At 35.1% G+C, this 18,402-nt stretch carries 18 protein-coding genes; 4 read left to right on the top strand and 14 right to left on the bottom strand.

Annotated features, from left to right (window positions below):
• Positions 1 to 15: 15 nt before the first annotated feature.
• Positions 16 to 750 (top strand): SIMPL domain-containing protein, encoded by a 735-nt coding sequence (locus AAEU33_RS02325; protein WP_345990820.1) that lies wholly within the window; start codon positions 16 to 18, stop codon positions 748 to 750.
• 88 nt (positions 751 to 838) lie between these two features.
• On the opposite strand, the gene AAEU33_RS02320 is transcribed toward AAEU33_RS02325, so the two are convergent.
• Genes AAEU33_RS02320 through AAEU33_RS02300 form a run of 5 tightly spaced genes read right to left on the bottom strand, consistent with a single transcriptional unit; the run spans position 839 to position 5,762 of the window.
• Entirely contained in the window at positions 839 to 1,351 is a 513-nt protein-coding gene (locus tag AAEU33_RS02320) for a GNAT family N-acetyltransferase (protein WP_172284338.1), read from the bottom strand.
• A 2-nt stretch (positions 1,352 to 1,353) separates the two neighbouring features.
• Positions 1,354 to 1,575 carry a PspC family transcriptional regulator gene (locus tag AAEU33_RS02315; RefSeq protein ID WP_007839346.1) on the bottom strand — a complete coding sequence of 74 codons (222 nt, stop codon included), beginning with the start codon at positions 1,573 to 1,575 and terminating at the stop codon, positions 1,354 to 1,356.
• Positions 1,568 to 2,842 (bottom strand): DUF2851 family protein, encoded by a 1,275-nt coding sequence (locus tag AAEU33_RS02310; protein ID WP_345990818.1) that lies wholly within the window; start codon positions 2,840 to 2,842, stop codon positions 1,568 to 1,570. Before AAEU33_RS02310 ends, AAEU33_RS02315 begins: the two co-directional genes overlap by 8 nt.
• Positions 2,843 to 2,869: 27 nt before the next feature.
• Positions 2,870 to 4,018 (bottom strand): N-acetyl-alpha-D-glucosaminyl L-malate synthase BshA, encoded by a 1,149-nt coding sequence (bshA, locus tag AAEU33_RS02305; RefSeq protein ID WP_172284335.1) that lies wholly within the window; start codon positions 4,016 to 4,018, stop codon positions 2,870 to 2,872.
• A gap of 7 nt (positions 4,019 to 4,025) precedes the next feature.
• Positions 4,026 to 5,762 (bottom strand): glycoside hydrolase family 3 N-terminal domain-containing protein, encoded by a 1,737-nt coding sequence (locus AAEU33_RS02300; protein WP_345990816.1) that lies wholly within the window; start codon positions 5,760 to 5,762, stop codon positions 4,026 to 4,028.
• A gap of 115 nt (positions 5,763 to 5,877) precedes the next feature.
• On the opposite strand from AAEU33_RS02300, the gene AAEU33_RS02295 reads away from it, so the two are divergent.
• On the top strand, positions 5,878 to 6,411 hold the full coding sequence (locus AAEU33_RS02295; protein WP_172284331.1) for a hypothetical protein: 534 nt from the start codon (positions 5,878 to 5,880) through the stop codon (positions 6,409 to 6,411).
• A gap of 70 nt (positions 6,412 to 6,481) precedes the next feature.
• On the opposite strand, the gene ribA is transcribed toward AAEU33_RS02295, so the two are convergent.
• From ribA to AAEU33_RS02255, 8 genes are all read right to left on the bottom strand, one after another.
• On the bottom strand, positions 6,482 to 7,078 hold the full coding sequence (gene ribA / locus AAEU33_RS02290; protein ID WP_273650609.1) for a GTP cyclohydrolase II: 597 nt from the start codon (positions 7,076 to 7,078) through the stop codon (positions 6,482 to 6,484).
• A gap of 26 nt (positions 7,079 to 7,104) precedes the next feature.
• Positions 7,105 to 7,563, bottom strand: coding sequence for a hypothetical protein (locus AAEU33_RS02285; RefSeq protein ID WP_172284328.1), 459 nt, complete (start codon positions 7,561 to 7,563; stop codon positions 7,105 to 7,107).
• Positions 7,560 to 8,174 (bottom strand): DUF4254 domain-containing protein, encoded by a 615-nt coding sequence (locus tag AAEU33_RS02280; RefSeq protein WP_172284326.1) that lies wholly within the window; start codon positions 8,172 to 8,174, stop codon positions 7,560 to 7,562. Before AAEU33_RS02280 ends, AAEU33_RS02285 begins: the two co-directional genes overlap by 4 nt.
• Positions 8,175 to 8,189: 15 nt before the next feature.
• Positions 8,190 to 8,399 carry a twin-arginine translocase TatA/TatE family subunit gene (locus AAEU33_RS02275; RefSeq protein ID WP_172284324.1) on the bottom strand — a complete coding sequence of 70 codons (210 nt, stop codon included), beginning with the start codon at positions 8,397 to 8,399 and terminating at the stop codon, positions 8,190 to 8,192.
• Between the two features lie 30 nt (positions 8,400 to 8,429).
• The gene (locus tag AAEU33_RS02270) at positions 8,430 to 9,989 is read right to left on the bottom strand and encodes a peptidoglycan DD-metalloendopeptidase family protein (RefSeq protein ID WP_345990812.1); all 1,560 of its coding nucleotides are present in this window, start codon (positions 9,987 to 9,989) and stop codon (positions 8,430 to 8,432) included.
• Positions 9,986 to 10,828, bottom strand: coding sequence for a DUF4292 domain-containing protein (locus AAEU33_RS02265; protein ID WP_345990810.1), 843 nt, complete (start codon positions 10,826 to 10,828; stop codon positions 9,986 to 9,988). Before AAEU33_RS02265 ends, AAEU33_RS02270 begins: the two co-directional genes overlap by 4 nt.
• Positions 10,829 to 10,936: 108 nt before the next feature.
• Positions 10,937 to 11,953: a sugar phosphate nucleotidyltransferase gene (locus AAEU33_RS02260; protein ID WP_172284320.1), complete on the bottom strand. Its 1,017-nt coding sequence runs from the start codon at positions 11,951 to 11,953 to the stop codon at positions 10,937 to 10,939.
• Positions 11,954 to 12,091: 138 nt separating this feature from the next.
• Positions 12,092 to 13,513 (bottom strand): oligosaccharide flippase family protein, encoded by a 1,422-nt coding sequence (locus tag AAEU33_RS02255; protein WP_345990807.1) that lies wholly within the window; start codon positions 13,511 to 13,513, stop codon positions 12,092 to 12,094.
• A gap of 114 nt (positions 13,514 to 13,627) precedes the next feature.
• Here AAEU33_RS02255 and AAEU33_RS02250 point away from each other — a divergent pair, with 114 nt between their 5' ends.
• The gene (locus tag AAEU33_RS02250) at positions 13,628 to 14,965 is read left to right on the top strand and encodes a dihydroorotase (RefSeq protein ID WP_345990806.1); all 1,338 of its coding nucleotides are present in this window, start codon (positions 13,628 to 13,630) and stop codon (positions 14,963 to 14,965) included.
• Between the two features lie 109 nt (positions 14,966 to 15,074).
• On the opposite strand, the gene AAEU33_RS02245 is transcribed toward AAEU33_RS02250, so the two are convergent.
• The gene (locus tag AAEU33_RS02245; RefSeq protein ID WP_345990804.1) at positions 15,075 to 17,372 is read right to left on the bottom strand and encodes a GH92 family glycosyl hydrolase; all 2,298 of its coding nucleotides are present in this window, start codon (positions 17,370 to 17,372) and stop codon (positions 15,075 to 15,077) included.
• A 129-nt stretch (positions 17,373 to 17,501) separates the two neighbouring features.
• Between AAEU33_RS02245 and AAEU33_RS02240 the strand changes: the two genes are divergently transcribed.
• On the top strand, positions 17,502 to 18,383 hold the full coding sequence (locus AAEU33_RS02240) for an SDR family oxidoreductase (RefSeq protein WP_345990803.1): 882 nt from the start codon (positions 17,502 to 17,504) through the stop codon (positions 18,381 to 18,383).
• The last annotated feature ends 19 nt before the right edge of the window (positions 18,384 to 18,402 follow it).

The following is an 18,402-nucleotide window of genomic DNA, read 5'->3' as shown; positions in this document are numbered from 1 at the left end:
AATTCACAAAATTTTATGAACAGAAATATCATAGTAATGGCTATTGCAGCCATTGGTTTTGTTCTTGGACTGGGACTACTGGGAAATGCTATTAAAAACAGAAATAAATCTGAAAATACAATCTCTGTAACTGGATTGGGAACAAAGCAATTTACATCAGACCTTATCACATGGTCCGGAAGTTTCTCAAAAAATAATTTTGACTTAAAACTTGCTTACGACGGGCTGCTTGCCGATAAAAAAGTGATCAATGATTATCTGATTTCAAAGGGAATAAAACAAAATGAAATTATTTATTCCTCAGTAGACATTCAGAAACAATTTCGTAATTATAATGATGCCAATGGAAATAGTGTCCAGGGAGAATTTTCAGGATATAACCTAACGCAGACTGTTTCTATAGAAAGTAAGGAAGTGGCTAAGATCGAAAGCCTTTCAAGAAATATTACAGAGATTATCAATCGGGGAATAGAATTTACATCCTCTTCGCCATCTTATTTTTATACAAAGCTAACTGCTGTAAAGCAGGAAATGATCGCTACCGCTACAAAAGATGCCAGAGAACGCGCGGAAAAAATTGCGGAAAACTCAGGAAGTGGTCTTGGAAGTTTAAAAAAGGCAACCATGGGAGTTATCCAGATCACTGCACCTAATTCAAATGAAGATTATTCTTATGGTGGGGCTTTTAACACAACCTCTAAAGAGAAAGTGGCAAGTATCACGATAAAACTGGAGTATGAAGTGAATTAATAGGAACTGTAATAAACTTATTGACCATTTAAAGTTCCAAAATGTACGATAAATTTAAAGCTGGCAGATTGTGCTGGCTTTTTATATTTTAATGATAAACAACATCATAAATTTCTTCTTTTATCTTTTTAAGATCTGCAGGAGAATAATTAGCCAGCAACCATAAGTCTAAAGGCTGCTTACCTTCCCCGTAACTTGGCTGTACATACATTTCTTCTATTAATGAGAATCCGTTTTTCTGGTAAAAAGAATATCGTCTCTGAGCATCTTCCCCGATATGGGCTGGTTCAATTTCAAGAATAATCCTTGGATAATTTTTGAATAAGTATCCTGTAATATGAGAACCTAGTTTCTGGCTTCTGAACTCTGCAAAAACCTCAAAATGTTCTACGAAAATGTAATCGCTTAATTCCCAGAAAATAAGATATCCAATCGCTTTAGATTCGTGCAATACAGAAATAACCTTCACATGAGGATTGCTGAATAACTTCACAAATTGGTCCCAGTCTCTTCTTTCATCCTCCGGAAAGGTTGTGGAGTAGGAGTGATATATATCTTTTATTTTGTAGTCTTCCGGTGAAGTTATAGGTAAAAATTCCATAATTATAAATCAAAAACACTTGGTCTCCTTGTGATGAAAATATCTTTAATCCAAAGCGTAAACGCTAATCCCAGATAGATAAGAAAGAAGAAACCCGCCGTGGCGAAAGTTGAATAAATGAAGAATACCCGAAGTTTAGAAACAGGAATTCCAAGTTTAGCGCCCATTCTTGTAAGAACACCAAACCATTCTCTTTCCATTTTGTGACGGATATTATCAAGCATCTGAAGAATCTTTTAAAAGTTTAAATCCAATACTGCAATTTAAGCAATTTTTTTCTTCACAGGAATTTTTAAAATGATAAATGAGGCTTTGGGTTTCTAAGGAACTGGTAATTTTCATGTTCAGATTTTTCCAGGACTTAATAATAGTATTCTTTTCCGGGGCTATTTCTGTATAAAATTTCAATATATCGTCAGTAATTTCTTCATTATGATATTTATGGTAGGTGTATTTTAATGGCAGAATCGTATTTAATATAATCAGCTCAATAAAGTCATTACTTAATGTTTTAACCTTATTAACTGAGGAAATTTTCCCAAATTTAAAATGGGTATTCCAGTAGCCGGACGCCTGTACGTTCTTAAAAATATCAAACAAGTCCTTACTATTTTTTGAATGTATGACTTTAGAAAATAAATTTTGATGCCGGTGATAAAGATCGGCTAGTTGTGAAAGTCTGATGGTAGGAAAATTAGGAGGTCTTAACCTTAAAAATTTAGGTGGAAACCTCATGTCCAGGATTCGGTATTTTACCTTTATGAACTGAAATTCCCGTTTCCAGATTTCCATTTGTTCGTCTTCCGTGTCCTCAAGCCACCCCGAAATCCCAAAGAATAAAGCTTCAAGATGTGTTGGGTTTTGCCTGATTTTATTGATGACACTGTAATCAATACTTTCAGCAATTTGTCTGAATATATAGGCATTTACTTTTAGTCCGAAAGAATAGGCAAGACTATGAAAGAGGATAGCTTCGAAATTGTTTTTTGACTGTTGTAAAGCATATTCCAGTTCCTCTGATTTCTCATTTAGTTTTCTTAAAACATTTTCTTCGTGGAAATGAAGAGGAACATTACGCTGATCAAAAATACTTTCGCAGGGAATAAACTGATTTTCTTTGATGAGTTTCTCATACTTCCACAGAATATTTTCATCAATATAATTCTTCAGTTCAAGAGTAGGAATTTTCTTATCATTAAATTCTTCAATCACAATATCATTTTGAAAAACAACATGAAGAATAATATTTTGATAGTTGGGATCCCCGGAATGATTATGGAAGATCCAGTCTGAAGACTTTACATGAAGCTCTATGTTTCCACTCAGGATGAGGTTATTGATTTTAATGGAAGCCAGAAGAAAATCAGGCCCGGCATTGGTATTCCATTTCCCGAAATGTATGATCTCAACGGAATTTCCTTCAATATCCTTGAAGTCAAAATTTTTGAAAACTTTAAAGTTCCAAAGATATTGAAGTAATTTTTCCGTCATGAGTGTGTCACAAATATAATAGATCTATTATACTTTTGACAACTCGTTTTTAAAATTTTCTATGGTTGTTTTGTACATTTCTTCATATATAGGAAGAACGTTTTTCAAATCGAATTTTATCGCCTGTTCTTTCGCATTTATCTTCATTTTGGCTAAAAGTTCATCATTGCTCAATAACTTGATTGTATAGTTGCTCATAGCTTCTACATTTCCGATTTCAGCTAAGAATCCTGTTTCTCCCTGGACATTTACTTCAGGAATTCCTCCTGCGTTGGAACTGATCACCGGAGTATACGCTGCCATGGCTTCCAATGCAGCCAATCCAAAACTTTCCTGTTCTGATGGTAATAAGAAAACGTCAGAAAGCTGAAGAATTCTATACAGGTCATTTACCTTTCCAAGAAGCCTGATTTTAGAAATCAAATCCGGATTTTCTTCTAAAAACTGGTTCACCTTCTCCATATCCGGACCTTCTCCGATAATGATCAGTTTGGATTTTACCTTCTTATGAACATTCTTGAAAATTTGAAGAACTTCGTCCACACGTTTTACAGGGCGAAGATTGGAAACGTGTATTAATATTTTTTCATCCGGATCAGCGAACTGTGTTCTCTGGCATTCATTACATTCATCAAATTCAGAATTGTCGATGAAATTCGTGATCACCTGGATTGGTTTTTTAATATTGAAAAACTGTAGCGTGTCTTTTTTTAAACTTTCAGATACAGAGGTAATTGCATCGGATTTGTTGATTGAAAACTCTACAGCATGTTTGTAGCTGGGATGTTGTCCTACCAAAGTAATATCTGTCCCGTGAAGTGTTGTTACCAAAGGAATGTCATTATTATCTTCCTGTAGCATCTGTTTAGCCGTAAACGCTGCATAAGCATAAGGAATGGCGTAGTGTGCATGCAATAAATCCAGTTTATACAGATTAACAACTCTGTAAATCATCGAACTCAGTGCAATATCATAAGGTTGATATTGAAACAGGGGATAAGTTTGAACATTTACCCTATGAAAAAAAATATTAGGATTGGTAATATCGAGTCTCGCTGGAAGGGCTGAGCTAATGAAATGGACTTCATAGCCTTTATTAGCAAGAGACATTCCCAGTTCTGTTGCTACGATACCGCTTCCGCCATATGTTGGATAGCAAAGTATGCCTATTTTCATTGGAATATTATTGTTTTGATGTTGTAAATATAGTTGAATTCACTTTTGTTTCAGAAGCAGTTGCAGGATTCAAATCGAGTCCCATTCCTGCTTTTAGTTGATCATTAACAAGTACCGGAAGTCTTCCCTGGACCTTTGTCTTTCCCAATAGCGCATTAGCTGTTGCAATCATGGAATCATCATTGTTTTCATAAGAAACAAGAACCGTGGAAATTTTTGAAATATCGATATCTTTTAAAGCATAAGCACTTCCAAATACATTTAAAATAACTTTTTGATTTTTAGTTAAATCAGCAAGAATCTTTTTAGATTCTCCGGAAATTTTATATGGTTTATATGCTGTTGCATTATCCTTATGAAGTCCTGCAATAACTATAGAATTAGCTGGAATTGTACTGATTTCGTCAGCTTTTTTAAGAATGATATTTGAACCTAGCTGATTGGCAAACGTCTGATAAGGTGCTTCCTCTAAAGGAACATAATACACTTGTTTTCCGGTAATGGGAAGTAACTTTTGCTCATCTTTTAATAGGGTAAGTGCATTAGAATAAAGATTCTGAATCAAAAGTTTGTGTGAATCGTTATTCAGGTCGTTATTAATGTTTTCAGGATTTTTGGTATTGTATTTATCCAGCCCTAAATAATATTTGGTCAGTAATATTTTTTTTACACTTTCTTCAACTCTTGATTGTGGAACTTCTCCATTATCAATAGCCTTCTGAATTAATTTTTTTCCTTCAGACACTCCCTGCGAGAAAAGCATAATATCATTACCTGCTTTAAAGGCTAATGCATCTAATTCCCCGGGCTTATATTTATTGGCTACTGCACCCATATTGAGTGCGTCCGTAATAATGAGGCCTTTATACCCTAACTTCTCTTTTAAAAGTCCGGTGATAATATTTTTGGAAACCGAAGCAGGAATTCCTTTTCCCGATTCTAACGTTGGCACATATAAGTGAGCTACCATTACTCCACCGATACCTTTAGTCATAAGAGCTTTAAAAGGTGCCAATTCAACAGCATTCAGCCTCTCGAGTTGGTGAGGAACTACAGGAAGATCCAGATGTGAATCTGTACTGGTGTCACCATGACCAGGAAAATGCTTAATGGCTGCTAGTATGTTGTTGTCCTGTAATCCATTAGAGTATGCTATTGCAGAGCTGATGACATTATCTACCTCTGAACCAAAGCTTCTGTTTCCAATGATTGGATTATTAGGATTTGTATTCACATCGACTACCGGGGCAAAATCCCAATTGATTCCCATCCTCTTACAGTCTTCGGCAATTTTAGAGGACATCTGGTAAATAAGATTTTTATCCTGTATGGCTCCTAAAGTCATTGCCCATGGAAATTTGTGAGCCGCTGCGATTCTCTGATATAATCCCCATTCAGCATCCATTCCGATCATCAACGGAACTTTAGATTTTTGCTGAAACTCATTTACCAGAGATATTTCTCTTGCTGCATCATCCTGCATCAGAATCAATCCACCGATCTTATCAAGGGTGACAATATTTCTTACCTGGTTGATATAATCCTCGCCTTTGTTGGTATAAAGAGCAACAATGAAAAGCTGTCCTAATTTTTCATCCTGGGAAAGCGATTTGTATGTTTGATTAACCCACTGGTTTGCTTTACTTACATCAGACTGTGAAATGCCCTTTGGTATATACTGGGCAGCGATTTTTGAACTGATAGATAAGAATATGAATAGAGAAGTGCAAACTATTTTGTTCATAACTTTTGAATAAGAACAAAAATACGATTAAAAAAATCATCAGAATGGATGTTTTTAAGTTTTTTGGTATATGTTTTGGATGTGCTTTATAAATAATATTAAAACTTTTATAAAAATGAAAAAATTTCTTCCAATCCTACTATTAGCTTTTGTCAGCTTATTTATATTCAGCTGTGATAATAAAGACGATGATAATAATTTTGTGGATCATGATACAATAGGGACTGCTTTTGACATTACCCCAACTTTTACGAAAACCAATGATAATTTATATCAGTATTCAGACGCATTTACAAATGAGTTAGTACAATCTGATGTTGTGCTTATTTACTTGCAAACGGGTCTTACCAATAACAATGCTCCAATCTGGAGATTACTTCCTTATACATTCTTTACTAATAACAACGTTGCTGTTGATTATTCATTTGATTTTAGCAAATTTGATATAGGAATTAATGTTAACTCAAGCTTGAATCTAACGGCTAATCCAACGTACTATACGAACAAAAGATTTAGAGTGGTAATCTTACCTGCTAATACAGGTGGGAAAAATTCCAAGACTGCAGCTGCTCCTGTAGATTATAATGATTATTACAGTGTAATTAAATATTATAATATTGACGAGTCTAAAATAAAGACTAAGAATTAAGATATATCTTTTCAGTTTTTTTATAATTAAAAAGGGCTCCGGAATTTATTCCGGAGCCCTTTGTTTATTTTTAATTATCATTGTCATCCAGAAGATGACCAAAATAATCTTTCTTTGTTTTTAAATAACCTCTGCTGATATCATTCGCGGGTATTTGCAAAGGAACCCTCGAATTAAGGTGGATGTTACTTTCCGTAACATATTTTACTTTTTCAGGGTTATTGGTCAAAAGATTGATGTCTTTTATTTCCAGCACATTTAAAATTTCAATGGCTACATTGAAGTTTCTGTCATCTGCTGGGAGACCAAGCTGTAGATTAGCTTCTACTGTATCAAATCCTTTTTCCTGTAAAGAATAAGCCTTTAACTTATTTATTATTCCAATGTTTCTTCCTTCCTGACGAAGGTAAACAATAACTCCTCCATTTTCATGGATATATTTCATGGCTGCATCTAATTGCTGCCCACATTCACATTTTTTTGAATGGAAAACTTCACCGGTAATACATTCTGAGTGGAAACGTACATTAACTGGTTTTGAAAAATCTGTATTTTCAGCGATAATAGCCATATGAGGCATCCAGTCATTTTCGTTTTCAGAGAAAGCGATCATTCGGAAAGTTCCGTGTTCCGTTGGAACGTTTGCTTCCGCTTGAATTTTAATCATTAATAATAAGGTCGTTGAACTAGTTTTTAATTTCCTTTAAGAGAATCCTCTATAACAGAAATATTGGTTTTTAACCTTACCAAATATCTGTTTAGGATTTCATCATCATCTTTTGGAAGATCCTGTCTGAGTTTCTGAATTTTTTTATAAGATTTTTCAAAACTTTTAATGGCTCTGTTCTTTCCTGAAATATTGTTGGCATCAATTGCATACAAATAATTCTGTAGGCTGTATTTTAGCGACAGAACCTCTTCATTTATACTAATAGTTTTGAATTTAGGAAAGGTGGAAATTAAATTGGATATTTCAGAAGCATTTACATTTTCTTTGATATTGATGTCTATGCTTTTTTTTAGTCCTCTATCAGAATCTGAACCTTTTGCTTCACTATAAAAATTATTAGACAACGGAGAAAAATTTAATTTTTCCGATGCGCAAGAAGAAGTTAGTATAAACAGTATTCCAAAAAAAAATAATCTTTTCATTTTTGTTGCCCCTTTTGATAAAGGATTGGGTTAAGACTTTCATCATTATACATTTTCATTTGTTTGTATACTTTCATCTTAACATCACCGTTTTCAATATCAGTAAGCAACTGATTAATAGAAGTCGACAGATCCTCTTTCTGTATGAGAAGTACATCTAATTTTGCCTGGCAATTTAATCGATGTTCTTCTGAAGCAGATTCTCTGTTTGCTTCTAATGACATATGATAAACCTTTAACGCAAGTATTGATAATCTGTCTACAGCCCAAGCGGGTGTTTCTGTGTTTATCTTTGCATGAGGTTTAGGAGTTGTATTTTTAAATTTATCAAGAAACCAGCTGTCAATAAATTCCACCAGATCAGTTCTTTTCTGATTAGAGGCGTCTATTGTTCTCTTTAATTGAAGAGCTTCAACCGGATCTATGTTCTCATCTCTTATAATATCTTCCAAATGCCATTGAACGGTATCAATCCAGTTCTTTGCGTACAAAATTCGTTCCAAACTGTCTTTTTCGAAAGGATTATTAATTAGATGGTTAACGTCATCAAATACGTGGTAGTCTTCAATAGATTGATTGAAGACTTTCCATGCAGTCTCAGTGAAATTCATTAATTCTGAAGAATTTTAGTTGCTTGAAGGATTGTTCGTCGAAGAATTTTTATTTTCAGTAGGATTTTTATCTTCTTCCTTTACTGCGTCTTTGAATTCTTTGATCCCTGATCCAACACCTCTCATTAATTCCGGAATTTTTTTACCTCCAAAAAGTAAAACAAGCAGAATTGCTACGATAAGGATATGCTGCCATGATAAGGCAAGTATTGTTAATGTTTCCATTTCTAAATTTTTTACAAAGTTAGTCTTTTTTTAATAAGAAACCCACCCTAATGGATCAACAGGTGTAGTTCCGTTCCATACTTGGAAATCAAGGGTATAAGACCCATCAAAGTCTTGTCCTACAGTACCTACAATGGTGCCTGCGGAAACCTGCTGGCCTTTAGAAACATTGACACTTCCCAGATTTGAATAAATCGTAAAATAATTTCCGTGTTTCAGCATTACCGTTTTGGTTCCGTCACTGTTAGCCAGAACTGAAGATACAGATCCCGGGAATACTGATTTTGCCCGTGTACCCGATGGTACGGAGATTTTAATTCCGTTATTCTCTTCTGTGATATTTTTAAAAACAGGGTGTGGTTGTCTTCCGAAACGGTGGGTAATCTGACCTTTGTCAACAGGGAATCCTAGCTTTCCTCTGTTTTCAGCAAAATTATTACCTGCTGCAGTAGAAACTCCAAAATTCGTCATCGCTTTGGATTCTGCTGCTTTTTTCTCGTCGTCTTTTCTCTTTTCTAATGCGGCCTCAGCTGCTTTTGCGGCTGCCAGTTTGCTGGCTGCTTCTTTTGCCCTTGCATTGGCTTCCGAAGAAGCTTTTGCTGCGGCTATTTTCCGAGCTTCATCCCTTGCATTAGCCTCTGCTCTAGCTGCTTCTTCTGTACGTTTTCTTTCCTCTTCAGCTCTTTTTGCGGCTAGCTCCTCGGCTCTTTTAGCTTCAGCTTCAGCTAATTTTCTTTCTCTTTCAAGTGCTTCTGCTCTTGCTCTATTTTCAGCTTCTATTCTTGCTTTTTCTCTTTCCGCTGCAATTTTAGCTAAACGGATTTTCTCAGCTTCAGCCTTTCTTCTGGCTTCTTCTTCCGCTTTTGCTATTCTGATTTCTTCTGCAATGATGCTTCTGATCTGCCCTTCAAGAGCTTTAGATTGAACTTGTTTTTGTTTTAATTCAGCAGTTAATTTCGATTCATTTTTCTTAAAATCCTCAACAAGCTGCTCTTTCTGAGCTCTTTCCACATTAATAGTAGCCAGATCTTTTTGTTGATCTATCAAAAGTTGTTGCTTATCTGCAACCGATTTTTGTCTTTGGGCAATTGTTTTTTTGATCTGATTTGCAGCGTCTGTAATTTCAGCCGCTTTTTTATCCTGATAGTCCGAATATTCTTTAAGATATTGAACTCTACGAATAGCTTCTCCCAGGTTTTTAGCAGAAAGAATAAAGGTTACTTTGTTTTGTACTCCCTTGTTTTTATAAGCATTCACTAAAACTTCTGCGTAATTTTTTCTAAGTACCGCCAATTCTTTATTTTGACGGTTGATCTCCAGTTGACGAAGATAAATATCATCTTCTATAAATCTTTTTTCCTTTTGAGTGTTGTTGTAAACTTTTTCTCTTAGGGTTAATTTTTTGTTGATATTATTAAGATAAGCTATGGAGAGTTTAGATTCGTTTCTTGTTTTAGCGAGATCTGAATTTATTTGTGTGATTTGTTTTTTAAGTTCAGCATTTTGCTTCTGCAATTGTTCTTTATTTTGTTGCCCATTGTGCAATCCGAACAATAAAATACCTATTAAAAAGCTAAATTTTTTAATCATTTAATTTCAATTTTCTTATAATTGGCTGGGACTGAATAGGCCACTTCCATCTTCGAAAAATCAAATTTCGTATTTTCTAATAAAATCTGGCTTGTTTTTGAACCTTTTATAATTATTTTAACATTTTTTGGTAGACGAATTTCATTATATTCAGCCCAATTGCTATAAGAAATTTCTAATTGGTCCGGAGATAAAACATCCTTTAACTGAACGTTCAGCAGATCATAATTATCATCATATTGTAATGAGATTTTATACTCTCTCGTTTTTTCATCAGTAACAATCTTTTGATTCACAGAAGAAACCAACTGATAACCCTGCGCATTTTTTGTAAGGATGAACTGAGAATCGTTAACTTTTACGAAAGTTCGTCCAAGAAGTATTTTTTCCAGGGATTGATAATCGATGAAATTTACATTTAAGAGATGGTTCAGATATTCAAAGTCAGAATCGATATAGGATTTACTTGTCCGGTCAAATCCCTTTACTCCTTCCGGAGTAGCTATTCCTCTGGCAGCATTAATAAATAGTACAGATAAATTCATCCATACTTTTTTATTTTTCTCAATATAGATCGTTGCATCCAGGGTAGGGACGAAATTTCCCGTTTCTACGTTAACTTTGCTGTTAATTTTAATCTGTTCGAATTGAGGAGGGATTATTACATGCTCGAAAAATGTAAGTTTATCCCTTACCGGTTCTCCTGCATCTTTTGGATTGTTGTTATTCTCCACAACTGTGCTGTCCTTAATTCCACCGTTGCCACTTTTGGAAACGTTCCGTGTTTTACAGGATGACAAGATAAGAAGTAATAAAACTAATGGGATCCAATTTTTCATGTATTTGTCTTTTCGATTAAAAATAATACTTTGCAATATTAACGCCAAACCACACAAAACATTTTGTGTGGTTTGAATATATCTTATTTATTGCTGCTTTTCTTATAACTATTTAGATAGAAAATCTAAAACAGAATAATCGCCCAAAGAAATTTCTCTGGCAACTCCAAAATACTGTGCTGAATTACCAATCATAGAATTAGACAGGTTTCCATGGTTGATTCTTGTGTTTTCCTGGATCAATGAATTTTCAATATTAGAATTTACAATAATAGTATTGTTACCCAATGAAACCCCGGGACCTACCTTAGAATTCGAAATCTTTACATTTTCACCGATAAAGCAAGGCTGGATAATCAGCGAGTTTTCGATAACGGCCGAAGATGGATATTGAGACATCTCTTCTCTTTCGTAAGCAAGAATTTTGCTATTGGTTTCTACCGTAGCATTTTTGTTTCCACAATCCATCCAGTCATTTACTTTTCCTAAAGTGAATTTGGCACCTTTTGCTCTTAAGTTTTCCAATGCAGTTGTTAACTGATATTCTCCTCCATTTTTTATATCATTATCCATGATATAATTGATTTCATCCATTAACTTCTCAGCACTGTTAAAGTAATAAATACCTATAATGGCAAGATCGGACACAAAGGTTGTTGGCTTCTCAACAAAATCTGTAATAAAACCATAATTGTCTAATTTCACAACACCAAATGCAGAAGGATCTTCTACACTTTTCACCCAGATAACACCATCTGAATTCTTATCAAGCTGGAAGTCCGCACGGAAAAGAGTATCAGCAAACGCGATAACTACATTGCCCTGCATAGAGTCTTCCGCACATTTAATGGCATGAGCCGTTCCCAAAGGGTCATTTTGATAATATATGCTTCCTTTTGCACCTAGTTTTTCTGCAATATGAATCAGGGATTTTTCAATTTCAGGGCCAAAATCTCCGATAATAAAGGCTACTTCTTCAATTTCTTCACCGGCAACTTTAGCAATGTCTTCTACAAGCCTTTGTACAATTGGTTTTCCGGCAATGGGAATCAAAGGTTTTGGAACGGTTAGTGTATGTGGACGTAATCTGGAACCACGTCCAGCCATTGGAACGATAATTTTCATAAGTTATATTAGGGTATTTTTAGTCGTTTTTAATCTGATGGCTGTCTTCATAAATAAAGCCATAGTATTGAAAGGGTGTATTATTTTAAATATTTGTTTAATTTTTCAAATCATTAGCATCAAAATAGAGACCAAAGTTTAGTTTTTTCTCATTCTTGCTAATAACATATTTTTCTCAGTATATAATAGAATTCCTGTGTAGAACAAAAACAATAGGTTCCCGATCCAGAAGTTATAGTCGGACACATTCGCTATGATATAACTGAAAACTCCCAAAAGTAATATGAAAAATGCGATTTTTTTCATTCGGTAGGGGATAGGATAATATTTTTGGCCCAGGAAATAAGATAGTACCATCATGGTAAAATAAGCAGCTAACGTTACCCATGCCGAAACCATAAAGCCATATTTTGGTAAAAGCACAAGATTCAAAACAATGGTAAGAATAGCTCCGGTCCATGAAATATATGTTCCTACACGTGTTCTGTCTGTTACTTTATACCAGGTTGAAAGGTTATAATATATTCCGAAAAACAAGTTGGCAATTACAATAATAGGAATAATGTTGATGGCGATCCAATAAGAACTATTGGGAACCAGAAGAAGCTTTATCCATGATACATTCGCAATAATTCCCAATGCAACGATGGAGGCAAAAAAAGAAAAATATTCAGTTACTTTCGCATAGGTTAGTTTTGCATTTTCATTTTGCATTTGTTTGAAGAAAAATGGTTCGATTCCCATTCTGTATGCCGTTACAAACAGCGTCATGAGTACCGCCATCTTGTAGCATCCCCCATAGGCTCCTGCTGAGCTGTCATCAATAATGAATTTTTGAATAAATTTATCAAAATTTTCATTCACCATAAATGCAAGACCAGCAATCATTATCGGCCAGGAATATTTGATCATCTGAAGGAAAAGACCTTTAGAGAATTGGAATTTAAGCTTCAGAATAATAGGAAAAACCAGAAGAAATCCCAAAAAGCTTGCGACTAAATTACTATAAAACGGATAAGTTACTTTTTCCTGTAGCCCAAATTTGGAGCTAATCGTTTCAGGAATGTATAAAAATAAAGCAATTACAAAAATACTTTGAAATACTGCCTGAATTACCCTTACAAAAGCATATTTTATTGGTTTGTTATGGAACCTTAGCCATGCCAGAGGAATGACAAGAAGATTGTCAAAAAAAGCAATCCATGCAAACCATCGTATAAATTCAGGAGTCTTTGAATAGCCAAAAACATCGGCAATAGGCTGGTTAAAAAGCAATACCACGATAAGGAAGACAAGAGATAAAGTGGCTAAAAACCAAAAAGAGGTATTAAAGACTTTTTGCTCGTCATTCTTGTTGGAGGAAAATCTGAAGTAAGCCGTTTCGAAGCCGAAAGAAAGAACAATATTAACAAAAGAAATTAATGCATACAGATTGGTGAAGATGGCAAAATCATTAACATTAATATGCTTAATGAATAAATAATTCAGCAATACTACAATCACTCTCGGCATAATTGCCCCTATTCCATAGATAATAGTTTCGTTAAGAAGTTTTTTCAAAATGCGAAATTTCTTGCAAATGTAAATATTTAGAAATTGATTTTTTATCAGGGATATTAAAATTCATTCATAAACCTTAATTTTGTAAGGAATATAAAGTCTAAAGAAAAGTAAATGAGGACCCTTATCAAAAATGCTACTATCGTAAATGAAGGAAAAATCTTTGAAAGCGATATTTTAATTGAAGACGATTTAATTTCTAAAATACAACCCCATATTTCTGATGAAGTAGATCAGATTATTGACGGCTCCGGAAAATATCTTTTACCCGGGGTGATTGATGATCAGGTGCATTTTCGTGAGCCGGGGTTAACTCATAAAGGAGATATTGAAAGTGAATCGAGAGCAGCAATTGCAGGTGGGATTACCAGTTTTATTGATCAGCCGAATACTGTACCTAACGCTGTAACGCAGGAATTATTGGTGGATAAATATGAAATAGGATCCCAAAAAGCATACGCTAATTACGGATTTATGATGGGAGGGACTAATGATAATCTTGAAGAGGTGCTTAAAACCAATCCGAGAAATGTTCCGGGAATCAAGTTATTCTTAGGTTCTTCTACAGGAAATATGCTGGTTGACAATCCTGAAACCCTTGAAAATATTTTCAGCAATACAAAAATGCTGATTGCTGTTCACTGTGAAGATGAAGCAACGATAAGAGCAAATACCCAGAAATACATGGAACAATATGGAGAAGATATTCCTGTTAAGTTTCATCATCTCATTAGAAGTGAAGAAGCTTGTTATAAATCTTCCTCCAAAGCCATCGAATTAGCAGAAAAAACAGGAGCGAGACTCCATGTTTTCCATCTGTCAACAGCTATAGAGACAGCCTTGTTCAGAAATGACATTCCTTTAAAAGATAAAAAGATCACCGCGGAAGTTTGTGTACACCATTTAACATTTACCAACGATGATTATGAAACAAGAGGAGGTCTAATTAAATGGAATCCGGCAGTAAAGACTCAGAAGGACAAAGACGGACTTTGGGAAGCTCTTTTAGATGGTAGAATTGATGTAATTGCTACCGATCATGCTCCTCATACCTGGGAAGAAAAACAAAATGTTTATACAAAATGTCCATCCGGAGCACCGTTGGTTCAGCATTCATTAAATGTAATGCTGGAAAATTTCAGGAATGGGAAAATTTCTCTGGAAAAAATCGTTGAAAAGATGTCCCATAATCCCGCAATTCTTTTCAGAATAGAGAAAAGAGGTTTTATAAGAGAAGGATATAAAGCAGATTTGGTTTTGGTGGATTTAAATGAAAACTGGACAGTAAATAAAGAAAACATTCTTTATAAATGTGGTTGGAGTCCTTTAGAAGGTATGAATTTTCATTCTAAAATTACCCAGACATTTGTCAATGGGAATCTTGTATTCGATAATGGAAAAATTGCTGACGAAAAATTTGGTGAGCGATTACTTTTTGAAGTTGAGGAGTAAGTTGGAAGATTGAAAACCCAGCTGTGTATATAATAAAGAAAAAGACTACTCACTGTAGTCTTTTTTTATTTTTGTTTCGAAAAACGGATCTTGTAAATCTGCAGACTGATTATTTTTTTGCTTTGCCGCTCATATAAAAACTGAGTTTTCCACCTTTTATAATATCGGAATGCTTTAAAGTAAAGTTTTTAATTTCTTTACCATTTAAAAGAATCTTTTGAACATATACATTTTGTGGACTCTGATCAATTGCTTCAATTTCAAACGTTTTTCCATTTTCCAGATTAAGTACTGCGTAATCAACTGCCGGGCTTCCAATCGCATAATCTTCTGAACCCGGAGCTACCGGGTAAAATCCGAGTGAGCTTAAAATATACCATGCACTCATCTGTCCTGTATCATCATTTCCGCCTAATCCATCAGGAGTAGCTTTATATTGCATTTCAAGAATATGGCGAATCTGTGATTGTGTTTTCCATGGCTGCCCAGCCCAGTTATACAGGTAAGCTACATGATGAGCGGGTTCATTACCATGGACATATCCTCCAATGATTCCTTCTCTCGTAATGTCTTCAGTATCGGCAAAAAATTCATCGGATAAATGCATCGTGAACAATTCATCAAGTTTGGATGCAAATTTTTTCTTTCCTCCCATTATGGTAATAAGTTCATCGGGGTTTTGTGGAACGAAAAAGCTATAATTCCACGAATTACCTTCAATAAATCCCTGTCCGTGAGTACTCAGAATATCGAAATCCTTTTTGAAACTTCCATCTGCTAAACGGGGCCGCATGAAACCAATACTTTTATCAAAATTATTTTTCCAGTTTTCAGAACGTGTAATAAATTGATTGTAAATTTCTGTTTCTCCCAAATGTTTTGCCAGTTGAGCAATTGCCCAGTCATCATAGGCGTATTCCAGAGTATTGGACACAGAATTCCCGCTTTTTTCAGCAGGAATATATCCTAAATCAATATATTGCCCAATTCCTTCATAATCCCTTTTATTTGCTGTTGCAACACAGGCATAGAGCGCTTCTTTTGCATCACCGGTATAAACACCTTTGATGATAGCATCTGAAACAACACTCACACTGTGATAACCACTCATGCACCAGTTTTCATTGGCGTAATGAGACCAGATCGGGAGCATTTTCAATGAGAACTGCTTATAATGGGCCATCATGGATCTTACAATGTCATTATTTCGTTTAGGCTGAATAATATTAAATAAGGGATGTAATGCTCGGTAGGTATCCCAGAGGGAAAATGTAGTGTAATTTGTAAAACCATCTGCTTTATGAATATTCTGATCTAAACCTTTGTATTCTCCATTGCTATCCATATATATTGTTGGATTAATAAAGGTATGGTACATGGCGGTATAGAAATTGGTCTTTTCGGTATCGGAACCTTTAATGATGATTTTATTCAGCTCTTTATTCCAATTTTCCTGTGTTTGGGCTTTTACCTGATCAAAAGATAAATTTCCTGTTTCTTTCTCCAGATTATCAAGAGCATTCTTTTGGCTCACCGGGGATAAAGCAAGTTTTACCTCAATGGCCTCATTTTCATAGGTGTCAAAATCAAAATTCATTTTCAGATTTTTTCCGGCTATTTCCGGGAAATTTTTAGTCTGGTCGAATTTTCTCCAGAATCCTCCATACACTTGCTTCCCATCATAATTTTTCTGGCCGTATGATTTGAATGGTTTTGAAAACTGTATCGCAAAGTATACTGTTCTGGTTCTTGCCCAACCGTTGGTCTGTCTGTATCCGGTAATGGTATGATCATTTTCTACCCTAACATATGTCCAGACATTCTTTCCTTCGTAATTATAAATTCCGGCCATCAGATCCAGAATAATGTGGGCCTGATCAGACTTTGGAAACGTGTACCGCTGAACTCCCACTCTTGTAGTAGCTGTAAGCTCTGCCAAAATATTAGAATCATCCAGTTTCACTTTATAGTAACCGGCTTCTGCTTTTTCATTCTGATGAGAGAACCTGCTTCTGTAACCACTTTCCGGATGAGAAGCGGTGCCCGGATTAAACTGAAGTTTTCCAACAGTAGGCATCATTAGAAAATCTCCTAAATCGGAATGCCCGGTTCCACTAAAGTGTGTAGAGCTGAAACCGACGATGGTTTTGTCTTCATAGCGGTAGCCAGCACAGTATTTATAGACTTCTCCATTATATTTTCCATTAAGTTCATATGAAATGGTATCTGTTTCAGGGCTGAGCTGTACGGAACCAAAAGGAACAGTGGCTCCGGGATAGGTGTGTCCCATTTTTTCAGTACCTATAAGTGGATTTACATATTGAACTAGTTTTTCAAATTTTTGAGCATTATAATTAAGGCTAAAAAACAGGAAGAATAAAAGAAATGGAGTTCCTGATATTTTCATGGATGCATAAATTTTAGAGTGGTAAAATTAAATAAAAAACAAAGAACAATTATTTATAACATTTATTTATAAACTTATTCTGAGCTTTATCCGTTGAATATTTATTATTTTTAGGAAAAATTAAATCGTATGAATCTGTATACACAACCAATGTTGCGTGAAGACGCATTAAAAGATAAAGTAGCTATTGTAACGGGAGGAGGAAGCGGCTTGGGAAAAGCAATGACCAGATATTTTCTTCAATTGGGCGCTAAAGTGGTGATTACTTCAAGGAATATCGAAAAATTACAAGGAACGGCCAAAGAACTGGAAGAGGAAACAGGAGGAAAAGTGCTATGTGTGGCTTGTGATGTGAGAAACTGGGATGAAGTGGAAGCTATGAAGGAAGCTACATTAAAGGAGTTCGGAAGGATTGATATTTTGCTTAATAATGCTGCCGGGAACTTTATTTCACCTACAGAAAGATTAACACATTCTGCATTTGATTCTATTTTAGATATTGTTTTAAAGGGAACAAAAAACTGCACACTTTCCGTGGGAAAACATTGGATAAATTCCAAAACTCCCGGAACTGTTTTAAATATTGTAACGACTTATTCGTGGACAGGTTCTGCTTATGTCGTTCCTTCCGCATGTGCTAAAGCAGGAGTTTTGGCAATGACTCGGTCTTTAGCGGTAGAATGGGCAAAATATGGAATACGTTTTAATGCAATCGCTCCGGGACCTTTCCCGACAAAAGGAGCATGGGATCGATTATTGCCGGGAGATCTCCAGGAGAAATTCGATATGAGAAAAAAAGTTCCGTTGAGAAGAGTCGGAGAGCATCAGGAGCTGGCTAATTTAGCAGCTTACCTAGTTTCGGATTATTCTGCTTATATGAACGGAGAGGTTGTTACTATAGATGGTGGTGAATGGTTGCAAGGAGCAGGAGAGTTTAATATGTTGGAAGATATTCCTCAGGAAATGTGGGATGCTTTAGAGGCAATGATCAAGTCTAAAAAATCAAATTAATTCAAAATAAGTTAAAAAA

Source organism: Chryseobacterium sp. Chry.R1, assembly GCF_039645525.1.
In the GTDB taxonomy this organism is placed as follows: Bacteria; Bacteroidota; Bacteroidia; order Flavobacteriales; family Weeksellaceae; genus Chryseobacterium; species Chryseobacterium proteolyticum.
The sequence above is the reverse complement of the archived record's forward strand: the minus strand, read 5'-3'. Positions and strand labels throughout refer to the sequence as shown.